The sequence below is a fragment of the Streptomyces sp. 3214.6 genome, from assembly GCF_900129855.1.
GTDB lineage: Bacteria > Actinomycetota > Actinomycetes > Streptomycetales > Streptomycetaceae > Streptomyces > Streptomyces soliscabiei.
Genome location: NZ_LT670819.1, coordinates 40595 through 57649 on the forward strand (window position 1 = coordinate 40595; position 17055 = coordinate 57649).

General features: G+C 67.8%; 12 protein-coding genes and 1 pseudogene. 7 read left to right on the forward strand and 6 right to left on the reverse strand.

What is annotated here, in order from left to right; genetic code table 11:
• Positions 1-2: 2 nt before the first annotated feature.
• Entirely contained in the window at positions 3-770 is a 768-nt protein-coding gene (locus B5557_RS00150; RefSeq protein ID WP_079657191.1) for an SDR family NAD(P)-dependent oxidoreductase, read from the reverse strand.
• Positions 771-1454: 684 nt separating this feature from the next.
• On the opposite strand from B5557_RS00150, the gene B5557_RS00155 reads away from it, so the two are divergent.
• Complete coding sequence (locus tag B5557_RS00155; RefSeq protein ID WP_079657192.1) at positions 1455-2207, forward strand: SDR family oxidoreductase; 753 nt, start codon at positions 1455-1457, stop codon at positions 2205-2207.
• 79 nt (positions 2208-2286) lie between these two features.
• Here B5557_RS00155 and B5557_RS00160 read toward each other — a convergent pair.
• Positions 2287-3138 (reverse strand): annotated as a pseudogene (locus tag B5557_RS00160) (transposase family protein).
• Positions 3139-4362: 1224 nt separating this feature from the next.
• Here B5557_RS00160 and B5557_RS00165 point away from each other — a divergent pair.
• From B5557_RS00165 to B5557_RS00175, 3 genes are all read left to right on the forward strand, one after another.
• Positions 4363-5385 carry a transporter substrate-binding domain-containing protein gene (locus B5557_RS00165; protein WP_079657193.1) on the forward strand — a complete coding sequence of 341 codons (1023 nt, stop codon included), beginning with the start codon at positions 4363-4365 and terminating at the stop codon, positions 5383-5385.
• 81 nt (positions 5386-5466) lie between these two features.
• Positions 5467-6213, forward strand: coding sequence for a GNAT family N-acetyltransferase (locus tag B5557_RS00170; protein ID WP_079657194.1), 747 nt, complete (start codon positions 5467-5469; stop codon positions 6211-6213).
• 475 nt (positions 6214-6688) lie between these two features.
• A complete protein-coding gene (locus B5557_RS00175; RefSeq protein WP_231976518.1) occupies positions 6689-8653 on the forward strand; it encodes an FAD/NAD(P)-binding protein in 1965 nt (654 codons plus the stop codon).
• Positions 8654-8926: 273 nt separating this feature from the next.
• On the opposite strand, the gene B5557_RS00180 is transcribed toward B5557_RS00175, so the two are convergent.
• The 4 genes from B5557_RS00180 to B5557_RS00190 all read right to left on the reverse strand — a co-directional run bounded on the left by B5557_RS00180 (position 8927) and on the right by B5557_RS00190 (position 13278).
• Entirely contained in the window at positions 8927-10327 is a 1401-nt protein-coding gene (locus tag B5557_RS00180; RefSeq protein ID WP_079657195.1) for an NtaA/DmoA family FMN-dependent monooxygenase, read from the reverse strand.
• On the reverse strand, positions 10324-11430 hold the full coding sequence (locus B5557_RS00185) for an LLM class flavin-dependent oxidoreductase (protein ID WP_079657196.1): 1107 nt from the start codon (positions 11428-11430) through the stop codon (positions 10324-10326). The genes B5557_RS00180 and B5557_RS00185 overlap by 4 nt, the downstream gene beginning before the upstream one ends.
• Before the next feature lie 55 nt (positions 11431-11485).
• A complete protein-coding gene (locus B5557_RS45815; protein ID WP_331716850.1) occupies positions 11486-11560 on the reverse strand; it encodes a putative leader peptide in 75 nt (24 codons plus the stop codon).
• Between the two features lie 800 nt (positions 11561-12360).
• Positions 12361-13278, reverse strand: coding sequence for a LysR family transcriptional regulator (locus tag B5557_RS00190; protein ID WP_197697273.1), 918 nt, complete (start codon positions 13276-13278; stop codon positions 12361-12363).
• Positions 13279-13410: 132 nt separating this feature from the next.
• On the opposite strand from B5557_RS00190, the gene B5557_RS00195 reads away from it, so the two are divergent.
• Genes B5557_RS00195 through B5557_RS00205 form a run of 3 tightly spaced genes read left to right on the forward strand, consistent with a single transcriptional unit; the run spans position 13411 to position 17029 of the window.
• A complete protein-coding gene (locus B5557_RS00195; RefSeq protein ID WP_079657197.1) occupies positions 13411-14634 on the forward strand; it encodes a CaiB/BaiF CoA transferase family protein in 1224 nt (407 codons plus the stop codon).
• On the forward strand, positions 14631-15824 hold the full coding sequence (locus tag B5557_RS00200) for an acyl-CoA dehydrogenase family protein (RefSeq protein WP_079657198.1): 1194 nt from the start codon (positions 14631-14633) through the stop codon (positions 15822-15824). Before B5557_RS00195 ends, B5557_RS00200 begins: the two co-directional genes overlap by 4 nt.
• 20 nt (positions 15825-15844) lie before the next feature.
• The gene (locus tag B5557_RS00205) at positions 15845-17029 is read left to right on the forward strand and encodes a thiolase family protein (RefSeq protein ID WP_079657199.1); all 1185 of its coding nucleotides are present in this window, start codon (positions 15845-15847) and stop codon (positions 17027-17029) included.
• Positions 17030-17055 lie beyond the last annotated feature (26 nt).

Below are 17055 nucleotides of genomic sequence, written 5' to 3' on the forward strand. Positions count from 1 at the left end.
CATCAGGAGATGCTCCGTCCGCCGTCGATGACCAGGGTGGTTCCGGTGATGTAGGAGCCTGCCGGCGAGCCGAGCAGCAGCATCGCGCCGACGATCTCCTCCGGTTCGGCGATCCTGCCGAGCGGGATCTTCGACGCCAGAGCTTGCTCACCGTCACGGCTTCCCCAGATGGGCTGGGAGAAGGCGGTGCGGACAATGCCTGGCGCGATCGCGTTAGCACGGATGTTCATGGGGCCCCACTCGGTGGCGATGCTCCGGACCAGCGAGTTGAGCGTGGCCTTCGCCGCGCCGTAGGCGCCCAGGAAGGGATTGGCCTGGAAGGCCGCCACGCTCGATGTGACGACGATGCTGCCGCCCCCGTTCTCGGCCATCCGCGGAAGGAATCCGCGGACGAGGTCGAGTGTGTTCATCGGGCCGGTCAGGAGGATCTTCTCGAAGTCCGCGCGCGAAACCTCCGTGAGCGGTCCGCCGGTCATGAACCCTCCGCCGTGGGCGATGAGTGTGTCAACGGGCCCGAATTGCGACTCGGCGCGCTCGGCGAGGGTGGCGATGCTCTCGGCATCCCACAGGTCGCACACGATTCCCTCGACATCGACACCGTCGGCCTTGAGTTCTGCAACGGCCCTGTCGACGTCGGTCTGCAGATTGCTGGAGATCACGGTACGAGCACCGACGGCGTGGAAGCCACGTGCGATGGCCAGGCCCATCCCCTGGGTAGAGCCGGTGATCAGCACAGTCTTGTCCCTCATATCGAAGGCAGAGAGGCTCATGGGGGTTTTCCTTCCGCTGCGGCGTCCTGGAGCCGGATGCCGCGGGGCAGCGCCATGTGGGGTTTGTGAAGTGGCACGCGAGCAGCGATCCGCACGCCGGAGACCTTCATGTGCCCGACGCGACATATAACTACTTTCTCGATAGTAACTGGTCGAGTGACCATAGTTATCGGCACCGCTGCTCGTCAAGCATCCGGGTCATCCTGCCGACATCTCCGCTGCCGACAGGGGCCCAAACGCCACTGCAGAACCTCTCGACAGACTCCGCCGCGGGTAGGACGCGGCTGGCATCGGCCCGCCTCCCCACCCACATTGATGCCTGAAACGGATCAATATCTCCTGAATAGGTATTGGATTCGAAACTATTGAGTCTGCAAGTCTGAAGGCATCAGCGAGAGGCACCACACACATGCTGCAGGTCTTCCGCATGCCTGAACGCCCCTGATTCCGACCGCGTCCGAAGTGACGTGGCAGGAACGCCGAAGGCCGCTCTCCTGCCGCACCAGTCTCTGCACCCGCAGCCAGACCATCCGCGTCGCGTCCTGCGTTGTCACGACCGCAGGCCCAGGAGCGGCCAGATCACGCTCGACGGTCACGAGGTACTGGCCCGGTCCTGCCGCTCCTGCTGCCACGCAACGGCACAACCTCCCGGACGGACGAGTCACACTCGAGAGGAATGCACGAATGAGTCAACGAGTCGCCATCGTCACGGGCGGGGCACGCGGCATCGGCGCCGCCATCGCCGCCCGCCTGGCCGCCGACGGAGATGCCGTCGCCATCTTCGACCTCGACGAGCGCAGCGCCGAGCGCACGGCGCAGGCCATACGGGACCGCGGCGACAAAGCGATCGCGCTCACCGTAGACGTGTCGCAGGCGGATTCCGTGCAGTCCGCGGTGGCCGCGGTCGCCGAACGGCTCGGGCCCCCGACCGTCCTGGTCAGCAATGCTGGCGTGATCAGGGACAACCTCCTCTTCCGCATGGACGAGGCCGACTGGGACACCGTGATGAACGTTCACCTGAAGGGTGCGTTCCTCACTGCCAAGGCCGCCCACTCATACATGCGGGACATCGGTCACGGCCGCATCGTCGTGCTGTCGTCAACGTCGGCTCTCGGCAAGCGAGGGCAGGCCAACTACGCGACCGCCAAGGCCGGGTTGCAGGGATTCGTCAAGACGCTCGCCATAGAGCTCGGCCGGTTCGGCATCACGGCCAACGCCATCGCACCTGGATACATCGTGACCGACATGGCAGGCCAGACAGCGGGCCGGCTGGGCATCACCGTCGAGGAACTCACCGCCCGTAATCTCCCCTCCATTCCGGTCGGCAGGGCAGGAACCCCCGAGGACATCGCCCACGCCGCTTCGTTCTTCGCCAGCGAGGGGGCCGGATTCGTCACCGGCCAAGTGCTGTATGTGGCAGGAGGACCCCGTGCATGAGGCCTGGCATGTCGAAGCCACAGCCTTTCTGACATTGAAGCCTTCTCGGTAACACCTCGTGACGGTTTGTGATCTTCGTTCAGGTGGTGCTGCCGTGTTCCATCTGGAGCAGGACGAGGACGGCTCGGGCGATCCGGGTGATGCTGCCAGAGCCGAGGCTGACCCGGCGGAGAGCCATGAGCGTGACTTTGAGCAGGGCATGCGCACGCTCGGCGACACTGTGGATGCCACGGATCACCTTGTTGAACGCCTGTTGTTCGAGGCCGAGTTCGCGGCCCTGGGTTTCTTGACCGGGTGGCGGAAGCCCTCGCCGGCGTTCTCGTAACCGAGGTCGGTCAGGGTCGGGATAACGAGGGTGGCGGCGAGTCGGTTCAGTGCGGTGATCAGGCCGTGGGTGCGGGCGCAGGTGGTGTCGTGTTCGAGGCCGGGACGGACCGGGAAACCCCGACCGGCCAGCCGTCTGGGGCGGAGATGACCTGCTGTCGGCGTACACCTGCACGTTCCCGCCATGGTGCTTGTGTTTCCCGGACCACCACAGGTCGGCCCCATGGGGGACAGCGACGCGGTCGGTGCGGATGACGGTGCCGTCCAGGTTGAGGTGGGTGTACCCGGTGGCAGCCGCCCGCTCCAGCGCGGTGGACAGGTCCGGGGCGTGGTCGGCGAGCACGGTCAGCCCCTCGTACAGATAGCGGTAGGCGGTGGGCACCGAGCTCTGGTTGTGCCGGGCGAGTTGGGCCAGCCGGGTCCCGTCGTCGAACCACCGCAGGACGAGGATCCCCTGCTTGAAGACGCCCAGGGCGTGGGTGTTCTTGCGGGTGCCGAGCCGGTCGCGGTGCTCGCGCAGGAGCTGGGCCAGGGGCTCGGCGGTCTCCCTGCCGACATCGAGCACAGCGGTGCAGGTGGTACTGGTCAAGGCGTGAAGCCTTCGGATGGATCATAGGCGCCGACGCCTCGCCCGCGACTACGGGGCCCTGCCCGCCGGCCACTCACATTCAGCCGCCCCTTCTTTCACACCCGCGGCTGGGCGGGCGCCGCATTCCGGTACGAGGCCCCGCAACGCGACGGCCGCAGCCGGCAAAGGCCCAGCGTCGCCCAGCCGTGGCACTCACAGCCCACACCCTGCCCTCTGGGAGTTGGAGCCGCATCCTGCCCGGCCAGGAGCGGTGCACGGGCGAAGGGACGAGCAGCCCGTTCTGCCGTTCCGGTGCCTGGCGGCCCTTGACAATCCCTGATGGGAAAGGACCTAATATGATTAGGCCCTTTCGGACAGGTGGTGATTCTCGGTGGGCGCGCTGGATGCGACGCTGTGCAGCCTCGGCGCAGACGTGCGCCTGATCACCCGCCGGCATGTCGACTTCTGCCGCATCTCCTCGGCCGCCTGTCCTTGCCCCCGGTCCTGACTCACCCCTGGCTCCCCAGCAGCAGCCGCTTCGCCGCACCCTCGCAAAGATCCTTCTCTCGCCCGTAAGAGATGCGGCGAACAGCAGCACCAGGGCAGTGCGGGTCGGTTCGACGTCTCCCGGGCGAGGACCAGGGCCAACGCGAGCCGTGGGCATGACTGTGCCTGGTGCGGTCCCCCGTGGCCGGGATGTCGATGACAGCGCACCGCTCCGGCCGACGTACGCGGCAGGTGCGGCGCCCTTGGGTCCAGTCTGCGGCCGGGGCAGGACTGGTGTGCCGACCTCCTGCGCGTCATCAGCCCGCTTCGCCTGGCCGTCACCCAACGGCCTCGGCCGTAACTGGACTCCGCCTTGGCGCGGGCCAACTGCCCTGGCTGCCAGCGTGCCTTGCCCACCGCGCCCCTTGTTCCGGAGCACTGCCCGTCTGCGGGTTGTCTCACCATGGAGTTCTTATGAGTGAACCCGCTGGTGCGGGCATACCCCCTTGGGCCGGCCGCGTCGGAATGCCTCCTGAGGCCACTGTCCGCACAGCGGGTACTTCCTCCAGCACTCGGGCCAGTGGACCCCCGCTGCCGCCGTGTACGGCTACTGATGCACGCCCGTAGGCCCTTGGCGGCGGCCGGAATCGCGGACTCCCCGCCTGGTACGGCCGGGTGACTCCTCACACGTGCGCCGCACGGAGCCTTTGAATCAGCCGCCTCGAAGCTCCCGCATCCCGGCCATACAGGCCGCTCTGCTACCGACTAAGGACTGCCATGCCCAATTCCAGATTCCGTACCAGATTCGTCCGCTGCCTCACTGTCAGCACCGTCGCCAGCATCCTCGCCACCGGTCTCGCCGGATGCGGCGGGAGCAGTTCTGAGACCGCATCCGGCGGTTCCCCGTCGGGGACGGTCACGATCGGCGCGTTCTCGAACGGGACCGCGCGCCAGAGCACCCTCAAGGCGTCCGCAGTGGCCTCTATCCGCGACGAACTGCCGAAGTCGGTGGTCGACAGCGGCAAGTTCATCATCGGGGTCGGCGCCCTGCCGGCAGGTTTCCCACCGCTGGCGTTCGTCGGCACCGACCAGAAGACTCTGACAGGTTCGGAGCCGGACCTCGGCAGGCTGGTGGCCGCAGTGTTCGGCCTCAAGCCCGTGCTGTCCAACGCGACCTGGCAGAACCTCTTCGTCGGTATCGACAGCGGCCGCATCGACGTCGCCTTCTCCAACGTCACCGACACCGAGCAGCGCAAGCTCAAGTATGACTTCGCCTCCTACCGGCAGGACAACTTGGCCTTCGAGGTACTCAAGAGCAGCACCTGGAACTTCGACGGGCGCTATGAACGCCTCGCGGGCAAGACGGTCTCGGTCGTCTCCGGCACGAATCAGGAGAAGATCCTGCTCACGTGGCAGGAGCAGCTCAAGGCCCGGGGCGAGAAGCTGAGCATCAAGTACTACCCCGACGGCAACGGCTCCGAGTTGGCGCTCGCCAGCGGAAAGATCGACGCCATATTCGGCCCCAATCCCGGTGTCGCCTATCACATCGCCCAGGTCGCCAACACCAGCAAGCCGACCCGGAACGCGGGTGAGTACTCCGGCGCAGGGGCGGCATTGCAGGGTCTGATCGCCGCAACGACGAAGAAGGGCAACGGGCTCGCCAAGCCCGTCGCGGACGCCATCAACTACCTGATCAAGAACGGCCAGTACGCGAAGTGGCTGGCCGCGTGGAACCTGAGCAACGAAGCCGTCAGTGCTGCAGAGATCAACCCGCCCGGGCTGCCGCTCAGCAACTCCTGACCCAGATCCGGATCCTCATAGCCCCTGAGTTCCGGCCCTTCAGGCCAGCTACGGCCGCAACGAACGGAGGTCCGCAGCACGATGACCGCTCACACCGACCCACTGCTCGCCGTTACTCCTCCCGCAAAATTGCCGCACGTGCTGGACGATGCGGTGCGCGCCGCGCTGCACGGTCCGCACCGCGCGTTCGCCGAGACGCACGGCCGCGCCGTACGCTATCCGGCCGACGTCTCCCCTTTCACCGCGCTCAGCGACCCGCAGGACCCACGGTCCTGGGCCGACCTGGCCGAGCTTCTCGGCCCGGGTGTCCTGGCGGCTGTCCCGAGGCCTCCCGTCCCGCCCGAGGGCTGGGAGGTGCTGCAGGTCGCCGAGGTGATGCAGCTGGTGGACACCGCTCTTCGTGTCGAGCCTGACCCCGATGCCGTTGAGCTCGGTCCCGAGGATGTACCGGAGATCCTTGAGCTGATCGCCCGAACCCAACCAGGGCCTTTCCTGCCTCGGACCATCGAACTCGGCCTCTACCTCGGAATCCGCGATCGTGGCCGGCTGGTGGCCATGGCCGGCGAGCGGCTTCGCCCACCCGGCTGGACCGAGATCAGCGCGGTGTGCACCACTCCTGAGCACCGCGGTCGCGGGCTGGCAACCCGCCTGGTCAGGGCCATCGCAGCAGGTATACGGGAGCGGGGGGACACCCCGTTCCTGCACGTCGCCGCCACCAACTCAGGGGCGATCCGGCTCTATGAAGCGATCGGCTTCACCTCGCGCAGGCACCACAGCATCTATCTTGTCCGAACCCCGGGCCGCGTCGGCCCCGAAACGGAAACGTGACTGTACTGCGCGGATCCCACAGGCGTCGCAGCGCGCTCGCAGCCGGAGGCTCGTTTCCCCTCCGCCGTCGCTGCCCGTGTCCAGCCGGCCCATCGGCACCCTGCGTCTTGTTCCTGTCTCGCCCGATTGCGCTTCTCACATCGCATGCCACCCCGCGTTCCACAACGCGCACCCTCCCCATGGAGAGCTCCCTCATGCTTCCCCCTTCCCCTGTCACGGGGTCAGGCGCTGCTCCCGTTGCAGCCCTTGGCTTCGTTTCCGTCCTGTCCGAGCAACCGGCGCCCGTTGGTGACCCGCCGCCCGTCGTGCCTGAGCGGTGCCTCGGCAACTGGATCACTGCGGCGGCCGAGCGGTTCCGGGTGCACGGCCAAGTGGGCGAGCGGCCGACGACCTCATCACGGCGGCTGTGCAGGTACCCGATCACGCAGCCATTCCGGCCGAGCGCGACTGCCTGCTCTTCGAACGGCGATGCCCAGTGAGAACGGCACAGAACACGGCGGCAGACGCGGAGCCCGGGGTTGTCCTGATCATTGTCGGCGCAGGACCGCGCAGCATAGGACTGCTTGAGCGAATTGGAGCCAACGCACCCGAACTGTGGAACAGCCGACCACTTCGCATTCATCTCGTCGACCCGCATCCGCCCGGCCCCGGCCGGATCTGGCGGCACGAGCAGTCACCACTGCTGCGTATGAATTCCATGGCTGAGGACGTGACCATGTTCACGGACGTATCCTCGGTCGTCGACGGTCCGGTACGGCCCGGACCGTCGCTGGCAGAGTGGGCTGCGCAGTTCTCGGGCTCGGGCCCGCACTTCGAACCGTATCTCAAGCCTGCCGACCCCGAGGTGCTGGCCGAGTTGCGCGGGATGAGCCCGGCTGACTTCCCCACTCGTAGGGCCCAGGGCGCCTATCTGGACTGGTTCTTCCGCAGAACGCTGGCCGCCCTCCCGCCCCACATCACCATCACATGGCATGCAGCCACCGCCACCGCCGTCACCGGGCCGGCAGAGGGAACGCAGGAGGTGTGGCTGGCCGACCACGTCGAGCCGCTCACCGCAGACATCGTCGTCCTCGCCCAGGGCCACCTCGGTTCCACCCCCGACGCCGGTCACCGTGAGCTCTCCGAGTTCGCGCGGCGCCACGGCCGTTTTCACCTCCCGCCAGACTTCTCCGCGGATGCAGACCTGTCGCGCGTGAGCCCTGGTGAACACGTGATCATGCGCGGTTTCGGGCTCGCCTTCATCGACTTGCTGGTGCTCCTCACCGAAGGCCGGGGCGGCAGCTACCGCGCCCTGGCAGACGGCAGCCTCACCTACCGTCCATCCGGCCGCGAACCTGTGATCCACGTGGGATCCCGGCGCGGAGTTCCGTACCGCTCGAAGACCAACTACCAGCTCCAGGGCCCTCGACCGCCGCTTCCCCGCCACTTCGGCCCCGAGGCAATCAACGCGCTGCTCGTCGCGGACGCTCCGCTCGACCTGCGCCGTGACGTATGGCCGTTGATGGCCAAGGAGATCGGATTCGGTTACTACCACGAGCTGTTCCATGGCCACCCGGGGCGCTCGGCCCTGGCGTGGGAGGATTTCGTCGCGGCCTACGACAGTCTCGGTTGGTATTCCGCAGACATGGCCGCGCTCGTGGCCAAGGCTGTCCCCGATCCGCTGGACCGGCTGGACTTCGAAGCCCTCGACCATCCGCTGAGAGGGCGGGTTTTCCCTGTCGCTTCGTCCTTCCAGGAGTACCTGCGTGACTACATCGAGCAGGACGTCGCCCGCGGCGACGACCCCGCCTGCAGCGCGGATCTCGGGGCCTTCATGGCTCTGCTGTCCGTGTTCGGGCACCTGCCCGCACTGGTTGCCGCGGGACGCTTGACCGCCCGCTCGATCGCCGACGACCTGGACGGCTGGTGGCGCGGTTTCTTCAGCTTCCTCGCCTCCGGGCCGCCCGGTTTCCGGCTGCGCCAACTCCTGGCGCTGTCCCGGGCCGGCATCGTCGACTTCATCGGTGCCAGCATGCGCGTGGAAACCGACGAGGCCACGGGAATGTTCACTGCCAGCAGCCCCACCGTTCCGGAACACGCCGTGCGGGGCACCGCCCTCATCGAGGCCTATCTGCCCCGCCCATCCCTGGAGCGCAGCGAGGACGCGCTACTGCGCGGGCTGTTCGGCGCGGGCGCGCTCGCAGAAGAGCTCGTCAGCGACGACACGCACACCCATCGCTCCGGTTTCTTCATCGTCGCCCCCGAGGAGAGCTGGATCCTCGATCCCGCCACCCGCCTCCCCCACCCCCGGCGCATCGCGATCGGTGCCCCCACCAACGCCCGTGTCATCGCCGCCTTTGCCAGACCCCACACCAATTCCCCGGCTTTCCGCCAGAACGACTCCGTGGCAAGGGTCTTGCTGCGGACCCTGGCCAGGATGGTTCCTTCGTCAACGGTGTAGTCGAGGCAGGGGGGCGATCGAGGTGCAGGCGCCGGGTACCCGCGTCGGGGCAGGGCTCTGACCGGCGAAGGGGCCGACCAGAGCTCGCCATCAGGGGGACTCCTCCACTCGGTGGACTCGCCAAGACCGCCGCGGTCGGCACTGCCGCAGCTCGCAAGAACCTCCGCACCTGTGTTCAGGCGCGGAGGTTCTCCGGCTTTCTGGTCTCCGGCTTCCGCCGTGGTAGGTCCCGGCCGGCACGTCACCGGCTCTCGTCCAGCGGCGTGGTGACCCCTAACCGGCCTGCCGCCCCTCCGTCCTGGCGCGGTGCGTGAGTGGTTCCCGCAGACCCAGATGTTCGCGCAGGGTTGTGCCGGTGTACTCGGTGCGGTAGACACCGCGTTCCTGTAGCTCCGGTATCAGGAGATCGACGATGTCGTCCAAGCCGTCGGGGATCAGGAGCGGTGAGACCATGAAGCCGTCCACAGCTCCGTGGCGAACGAACCGTGCGAACTTGTCGGCCAGGCTGGCCGGTGTGCCGACATGTCCGCCCTGAGGGCCCATCGCGACGACGGTCTCGCGCAGTGACCAGCCGTGGTTCTCCGCCTCTGCCCTCCACTTGGCTACGACGGCGTGCGGATCGGCGACCCGGCGGGCGCTGAAAGCTCCCCCGTCCTTCACCACCACGGGGTCCTCTGCGGGCAGAGGGCCGTCGGGGTCTCGATCGGTGAGATCCAGTCCCCACACCGCGCCAGCGATCGCCAGCGCCGTACCGGGTGTGACCTGTTGGAACTGCAGCCATCGGTGCTTCTCCCGGGCTTCCTCCTCTGTGGCCCCGATGGTGATCCCCGTGGCGGGCAGGATCCGCAGATCGTCCTCGGGCCGGCCCGCAGATCGCAGTCGCTGCCGGACGTCGTTGGCGAAGGCCAGTGCATCGTCGAAGTCACTTCCGTGGGCGGAGAAGATGACGTCAGCGTTGCGGGCGGCGAAGTCACGGCCTTCGCCCGAGTCCCCCGCCTGGAAGATCACGGGATGGCCCTGAACACTGCGCGGCAGCACCGGGGCCAGATCGAGGTCGAAGTGACGGCTCTGCGTCCGCACGCGGCGCACCGAGCCGACGGTGGACCAGGACGGTGCGTCGGTCGACGTGGCAACGGCGTCATCGGCCCATCCGTCCCAGAGTCTTCGTGCGATGGTGAGGAACTCCTCGGCTCGCCGGTAGCGGTCGGCGTGGTCGAGGTAGCCTCCTCTGCGGAAGTTTTCCCCGGTCCAGGCATTGTCTGTGGTGACCACGTTCCATCCGGCACGGCCCCGCGACAGCAAGTCGAGACCGGACAGCCGACGGGCCAGGTCGCCCGGTTCGTTGAACGTGGTGTTGGATGTGCTGACCAGGCCGATCCGGTCGGTGACAGCCGCCAGTGCAGCCAGTTGCGTGATGGCGTCCGGTCTCCCGGCCACGTCCCGGTCGTGGATGTGCCCGTCCACCTCACGCAACCGCAGCCCCTCGCCCAGGAAGAACGCGTCGAACAGGCCGCGCTCGGCGGCCTGAGCAACCCGGCGGAAGGAAGCGGGATCGATCTGCGAACCGCTCGCCAATTCGGACCAGATGGTCCAGTGGTTGGCTCCCTGGAAGAACACGCCGAAGTGCAACTGGGCATGGGGGCGCGGCACATCCGCAAGGTTGGTGAGGCTCATCGGGTCTCCTCCGCGTTCCTGGCAGATACATGGGCAAAGCGGCTGATGGGCCGGGACAGCCCCAGGGTGGTGCGCAGTGAGGTGCCGGGCAGCGGGCGGGCAGCAATCCCACGCTCGATGAGGTCGGGCACGACCATGCGGGAGAGCACGGGCAAGTCCTCATCCAGTACCAGCGGATGTACCCGCACGCCGTCGACGATGCGGCTCAACTCGGCCAGCAGTTGCACGAGGCCGGTGGCGGCTCCGATGTAGCGCAGCCGCCCGCGATCTTGCCAAGGCGCATGGCTTTCCAGCGCGGCGACCCGATCGGCGGCTGTCGTGCCCGGGGTGTCCAGGGCGACTTCGACCTCGGCGAAAGTGCGGGGGGTCTTTACGCCGGAGGCGGCGTCGCGGACCTCTGCCAGGGTGCGGCCCGCTACCAGGGCAGCGTCCACCTGTTCGTCGGGCACGAGCCCGTGGCGGGCGAACACGGGGATCTGGCCCTGCGGTGGGCGAGGCACGATCGAGGGGCCCTTCACTGAGAAGGTCTCGCCGATGAAGTCGACGTAGTGCAGTCGGCCGCGGTCGAGATAGCGGCTGGTGACGACGGAGCGGATGGCCGCGTCGTCCTCCCAGGAGTCCCAGAGGCCGCGGACCACGTGCACGCCGTCACGAGATTCCCGGGCACGCGCTGCGGAACCCGCGACCAGGGGACGCCCCCAGGCGTGGGCGGACTCGGGCTGGTCCTCCTCGGTGACGACCCACCCTGTCCGCCCTGCGGAGATGTGATCAAGCGACGCCAGTTGCGTGGAGACGTGGAAGGGTTCTGCGTAGGTGACCGGCGCCACCGGAGCAATACCCAGCACGCTGGTCGACGCGGCGATGAACGCCGCTCTTTCAATCGCTCCGATGCGGCCGCCGATGTCCTGTCCGCGGCCTGGAGGCAGCAATCCGTCGTCCAGAGTGATCAGGGTGAACCCGGCGTTCTCCGCCGCCGTGGCCATGCGTGCCGCACGCCGTGGAGTCAGCAGTTCGTCGGGCGCGTGCGCGGCGCGACGCCATGAGGCCGGGTGAGCACCGTCGCCGTCGATTTCGATGGCAAGAGCCAGGGCAGGGTTGAGCATGAAGGATCCTTCCGTGGGCATGGCAAGCCCGCCGGCAGGGGGAGCCGGAGGGAATTCAGAGGCGCGCGGAGGGACAGACGGCCGACGATGTACGGCAGAAGTCAACATGGCGACGGGTGATCAGCTGCACACCTGAGTCGACGCCGTGCAGCGTCGCAGTCTGTGCGTCCAATGAGAGCCACCACCGTCCGAAAGAACCGTTTCAGATTAGATGGCTTCTCTCTGGCGGTGTCAAGGATCCATAGGGCAGAGACATGCAGATCTTGGGTTCGCGAAATTCAGCCCCCGGCTCAAAGGGAGCGCCGACCGCTACCGCCGCGGGCACGGAGCACGAGCGACCGTCACGGGAGAGTGGGATGAGCCGGCAGCAAGCAGGCCGAGGGCCGACAGGCAGCCTGAACAGAACGCGGCGGCCGGCCACTCAGCAGACCCAGCAGCCTGGACACAGCGTTGCGTCTGGCAGCCACACCCGGGCGCATGGAAGGAACCTGCCAGAGGGCACGGACGACAAGTCGACTGCGGCGAGTACGACTGTGACACCTCTGCGCCGACCCTGCGCCCCTCTTCTGGCGCGTCGCCCCGCTGGCGTGCGCGATGACTCGTCAAACCCCCACGCCGGTCAGACGACGAACCGCCAAGGCGCCACCGGCACTGTCATCGACGGCCGGCCGGGAGCACCTCCGGACAATGGAGACTAGCAACTGAAAACCGATCGGCAGCGGCCCGGCGTCGGCGGGTCAGGAAGTACGTGGTCAGGCTGCGGGCTGGGTGGGCGCCGAAGGCGAACCGGTCACACACGGCAGCAAGCGCCACTGCGGCGACGTGGCCGCCGTGCGCTGGCGAATGACCGCCAGAGAGGATCGATCGCAATATGGAACCGGAGTTGTGCCCCCTCCAACAGAGGAACGAGCACTGCGCAGGTGTGACGCACTACTCCCCTGGGGTCGGCAGTACCCGTTCCGCCAACCGCAGCACTGCGGCCAGAGCACCCGTTTCGTCCTGGGCACGCCAGGCCATCCTCAGTACGACGGGGTCATAGTGATCCAGTACGCGCAGGAAGCGCGCTCCTGGAGCGTTGACGTTGTGCGCCACCGAGGAAACCGTCAGGGCGCAGCCCACCTCCGCCTCGACGAGCGCCAGCAGCGTCCACGTGTCGGGCGCGACCTGAACGACATCGGCCGAGAATCCGGCATCGTGCGACAGCCGGCGCAGCCGGTCGATCAGCACCGCCCCCGAGTAGGGCGGCAGCGAGACGAACTGGTCCTGCCCGAGCTCGGCCATCCTCACGGTCTTCCGACCCGCCAGTCGGTGTGACGCAGGGACAGCCACGACGAGGTCCTCGTGCGCAACGGCCCGGTCGGCGATACCGGGAATCGCCTCGTCCCAGCGGGCGAACCCGATCTCCATCTCACCGCGCAGCACCCGGCCGAGCGCCGGCCCCGCGAAGTTCTGGCTGTACAGCTCGAACTGAATCCCCGGGTACTCCTGGCGGACGACGCGGGCCAGCTTGCCGACCATCACGTGCGTCGACGCCCCCGCATAGGCGACCCGGACACGGCCGACCTCTCCGCGCCCGGCCGCCTTGACCATGAGGCGGGCACGCCGGTGAGCGTCCAGCATCTCGGTGGCCGGTTCGCGAAGAGCTTCTCCTTGCGGGGTGAGGCGCACGCTCCGGGTCGTCCGTTCGAACAGCCGCACTCCGAGCTCGTCTTCCAGGCGGCGGACGCTGCGGCTGACCGGGGGCTGCGCGAGGTGCAGCCTCTCTGCGGCTCGCCCGAAGTGCAGTTCCTCCGCGACGGCCAGGAACACCTTGATGTCTTGGATCTCCACAGTCGGAGTGTCGGGCATCGAACACACTCATGCAATATCTGAAATTGTCGGGCTCTCATTAGGTATTGGACGGCAATCAAAAGTTCCCGCAGGCTGGCCTGAGAGATCCCGCACCGGTGTGGTGTGAGACAGCGGAGTGAGGGAGCGACGATGACGTTGCCGCCCGCCGAAGTGAGCGAGACGGATGCCGTGACGGCCCCCGGTCCGCTCGACGGTGTGGTCATCGCGGATTTCAGCCGCGTTCTGGCCGGCCCCTACTGTTCGATGCTGCTCGCCGACCTCGGGGCCACCGTCATCAAGGTCGAGAGTCCGGCCGGTGACGAGACCCGGGCGTACAAGCCACCGACGCTCGGCGACGATTCGACCTATTACCTGTCGGTGAACCGCAACAAGCGTTCCATCGTGCTGGACCTGACGAACGCCGCCGACCGGGCCGCCGCACAGCAGCTGGCACAGCGTGCGGACGTCGTCATCCAGAACTTCAAGCCAGGCGGTGCCGCTCGCTTCGGGCTCGACTACGAGGCCGTATCGAAGACCAATCCCTCGGTGGTCTATGCGTCGATCAGCGGCTTCGGCACCGAGCCTGCGGCAGCCGGGCTCCTCGGCTACGACCTGCTCATCCAGGCACTGTCCGGAATGATGGACGTCACCGGCACACCTGATGCCCCGCCCCTGCGGGCGGGCCTGTCGATGTTCGACGTCATCACCGGTCTGCACAGTGCGATCGGCATCCTCGCCGCCCTTCATCACCGCGAACGCGCCGGTGAGGGACAGCACGTCGAGATGAGTCTGCTGATGTCGGCCCTGTCCGGCATGGTCAACCTGACCGGCGCCTACGTCATGACCGGCGCCGTTCCGCGCCGGATGGGCAACGAACACCCCAGCCTCTATCCGTACGCGCCCTTCGACACGCGGCAGGGACAGCTGATCCTGGCGATCGGCAATGACCACCAGTTCCGGCGCCTGTGCCGGGCCGTCGGACTGCCGGACCTCGCCGACGATCCCCGGTTCGCCACGGCCCCGGCACGAAGCGCTCACCGCGACGCCTTGAGGCCACTCCTCACCCGCGCGCTGCTGCAGCGGACCGCCGACGAGTGGTTCGAGGTCCTGGCCAGGGACTCGATACCGGCCGCGCCCATCCAGGACGTGGCCGGCGGCCTGGCCACAGCGACCCGGCTCGGTCTGCAGCCCACAGTGCGCAGCGGTACCGGCGACGAGGCTCTCCCCGGCATCCGCAATCCCATCACCTTCTCGGCGACACCCGCGTCGTACCGATACCGGCCCCCTGGCATCGGCGAACACAGCGAGGAGATCCTCGCCTGGCTCCGAGCAGGCACCGACGACCCTCACCTGACGGAGAGCGATCAGCAATGACTCGTATCCCCCACGACGTCGACACGGACTACTACGCGCTGGCGGACTTCCTGTCCGAGGAAGATCGTGACCTCGTCGAGCGGGTCCGGTCGTTCGTACGGTCCGACCTCGCGCCGGTCATCAACGACTACTGGGAGCAGGCGCAATTCCCGCACGCCCTGCTTCCCGCGTTCGTGAAGACGGGCGTGGTCGGTACGACGGTGCGCGGCTACGGAGCACCCGGCCTCAACCGGTTCCAGGCGGGGCTGGTGGCGATGGAGCTCTCCCGCGGCGACGGGAGCTTCAACACCGTCAACGCCGTGCAGTCCGGGCTGGTCATGGGCACGATCGACCGCTTCGGCGACGACGAGCAGAAAGCCCGGTGGCTTCCTGCGCTCGCCCGGATGGAGAAGCTCGGCGCTTTCGGGCTCACCGAGCCCCTGCACGGCTCGGACTCGGTGCGTCTGGAGACCACCGCGCGCCGCAGCGGTGACGGCTACCTGCTGTCCGGCGCGAAGCGCTGGATCGGCATGGGAGACATCGCGGACGTCGTGATCATCTGGGCGCGCGACGAATCCGACGGGAAGGTCCGGGGCTTCGTCGTCGAGGAGACGGACGGGCGCTACCCGGACGGCTTCGAGGCGGCCCCGATCCTTGGAAAGATCGGCAAGCGCGCCATCCCTCAGGCCGACATCACGCTGGACGACGTCTTCGTCCCCGCCGGCGACCGCCTCGCCCACGCCAACTCGTTCCGTGACGTCTCCGCCGTCCTGAGCGCGACACGCAGCACGGTGGCCTGGGAAGCCCTGGGGCATGCCACCGCCGCCTACGAGATCGCGGCGCGCTATGCGCAGACCCGGGAGCAGTTCGGCAGACCCATCGCCAGTTTCCAGCTCGTCCAGCACAAACTCGCCAAGATGCTGGCCGAGCTCACGTCGATGCAGCTCATGTGCTTCCGCTCGGCCACCCTGCAGGACGACGGCCGGTTCAGTAACGCACAGGCGTCCCTGCTGAAGATGCACGTCTGCGACAAGGCACGCGACCTGTGCCGGGAAGCGCGCGACATGCTCGGCGGGAACGGTCTGCTTCTGGAGAACGATGTCGCACGCCACCTCACCGACATGGAGGTCGTGCACACCTACGAGGGGACGGACTCCATCCAGTCGCTCATCGTCGGCCGTGACATCACCGGCATAGCCGCATTCGCCTGAATCCCGCACGAGGACCAGCCATGACAGTCGAAAGCTATATCTACGACGGCCTGCGCACACCGTTCGGCCGGTACGGCAGGGCTCTGGCCCACATCCGTCCCGACGACCTCGCGGCCGATGTGATCTCAAGCCTCCTGGCCCGCCATCCCGGCCTGGACCCCGCCCGCGTCGACGACGTCGTCCTGGGCGACGCGAACGGTGCCGGCGAGGACAACCGCAACGTCGCCCGCATGAGCGCGCTCCTGGCCGGCCTGCCGACGTCCGTCCCCGGGGCCACCGTCAACCGGCTGTGCGGTTCCGGCCTGGAGGCCATCGTCCAGGCGAGCCGGGCCATCGAGGCCGGTGACGCCGACATCGTGATCGCGGGCGGTGTCGAATCCATGAGCCGCGCCCCCTGGATCCTGCCCAAACCTGACCGCGGGTTCCCGCCGGACAACCAGACCCTGTACTCAAGCACCCTCGGCTGGCGCATGACCAACCCGAAGCTGCCGCCCCAGTGGACGGTCTCCAACGGGGTGACCGCCGAAATCCTCGCCGACAGATTCGCCATCAGCCGCGAGGAACAGGACGCCTTCGCACTCCGCAGCCACCGCCTCGCCGCAGCGGCCGACAGTGCCGGCGCGTTCACGGACGAACTCATGACACCGGCCGGCTCCGAACTCGTCCGCGACGAGGGGATACGGGCCGACACCGATCTGGAGAAGCTTGCGGCCCTGCCGCCCGCCTTCCGCTCCGAGGGGACGGTGACGGCCGGAAACTCCTCTCCACTCAACGACGGTGCCGCCGCCCTGCTCATCGCGAACTCCGCGGCAGCGTCAGCCGGAATCGACGGGGAGCCGCTCGCCCGGATCGTCTCGCGCGCCGTCGTCGGCAACGATCCGGACATCTTCGGGATCGCGCCCGTCGAAGCCGCCAACAAGGCGCTGGCGCGGGCCGGCCTGCGGTGGCAGGACGTCGACCTGGTCGAACTCAACGAAGCCTTCGCCGCCCAGTCGCTCGCGTGCCTGAAGTCGTGGCCGGAGCTCGACCCTCAGCGGGTGAACATCCACGGTGGCGCCATCGCCATCGGCCACCCGCTCGGCGCCTCCGGAGCACGGATCACCCTTCACCTGGCACGCGAACTGCGCCGACGCGGCGGCGGGGTCGGACTCGCCGCCCTCTGCATCGGTACCGGACAGGGAATCGCGATGGTGATCCAAGCATGATCACCCGCGAGCGGACACCGCGGCCC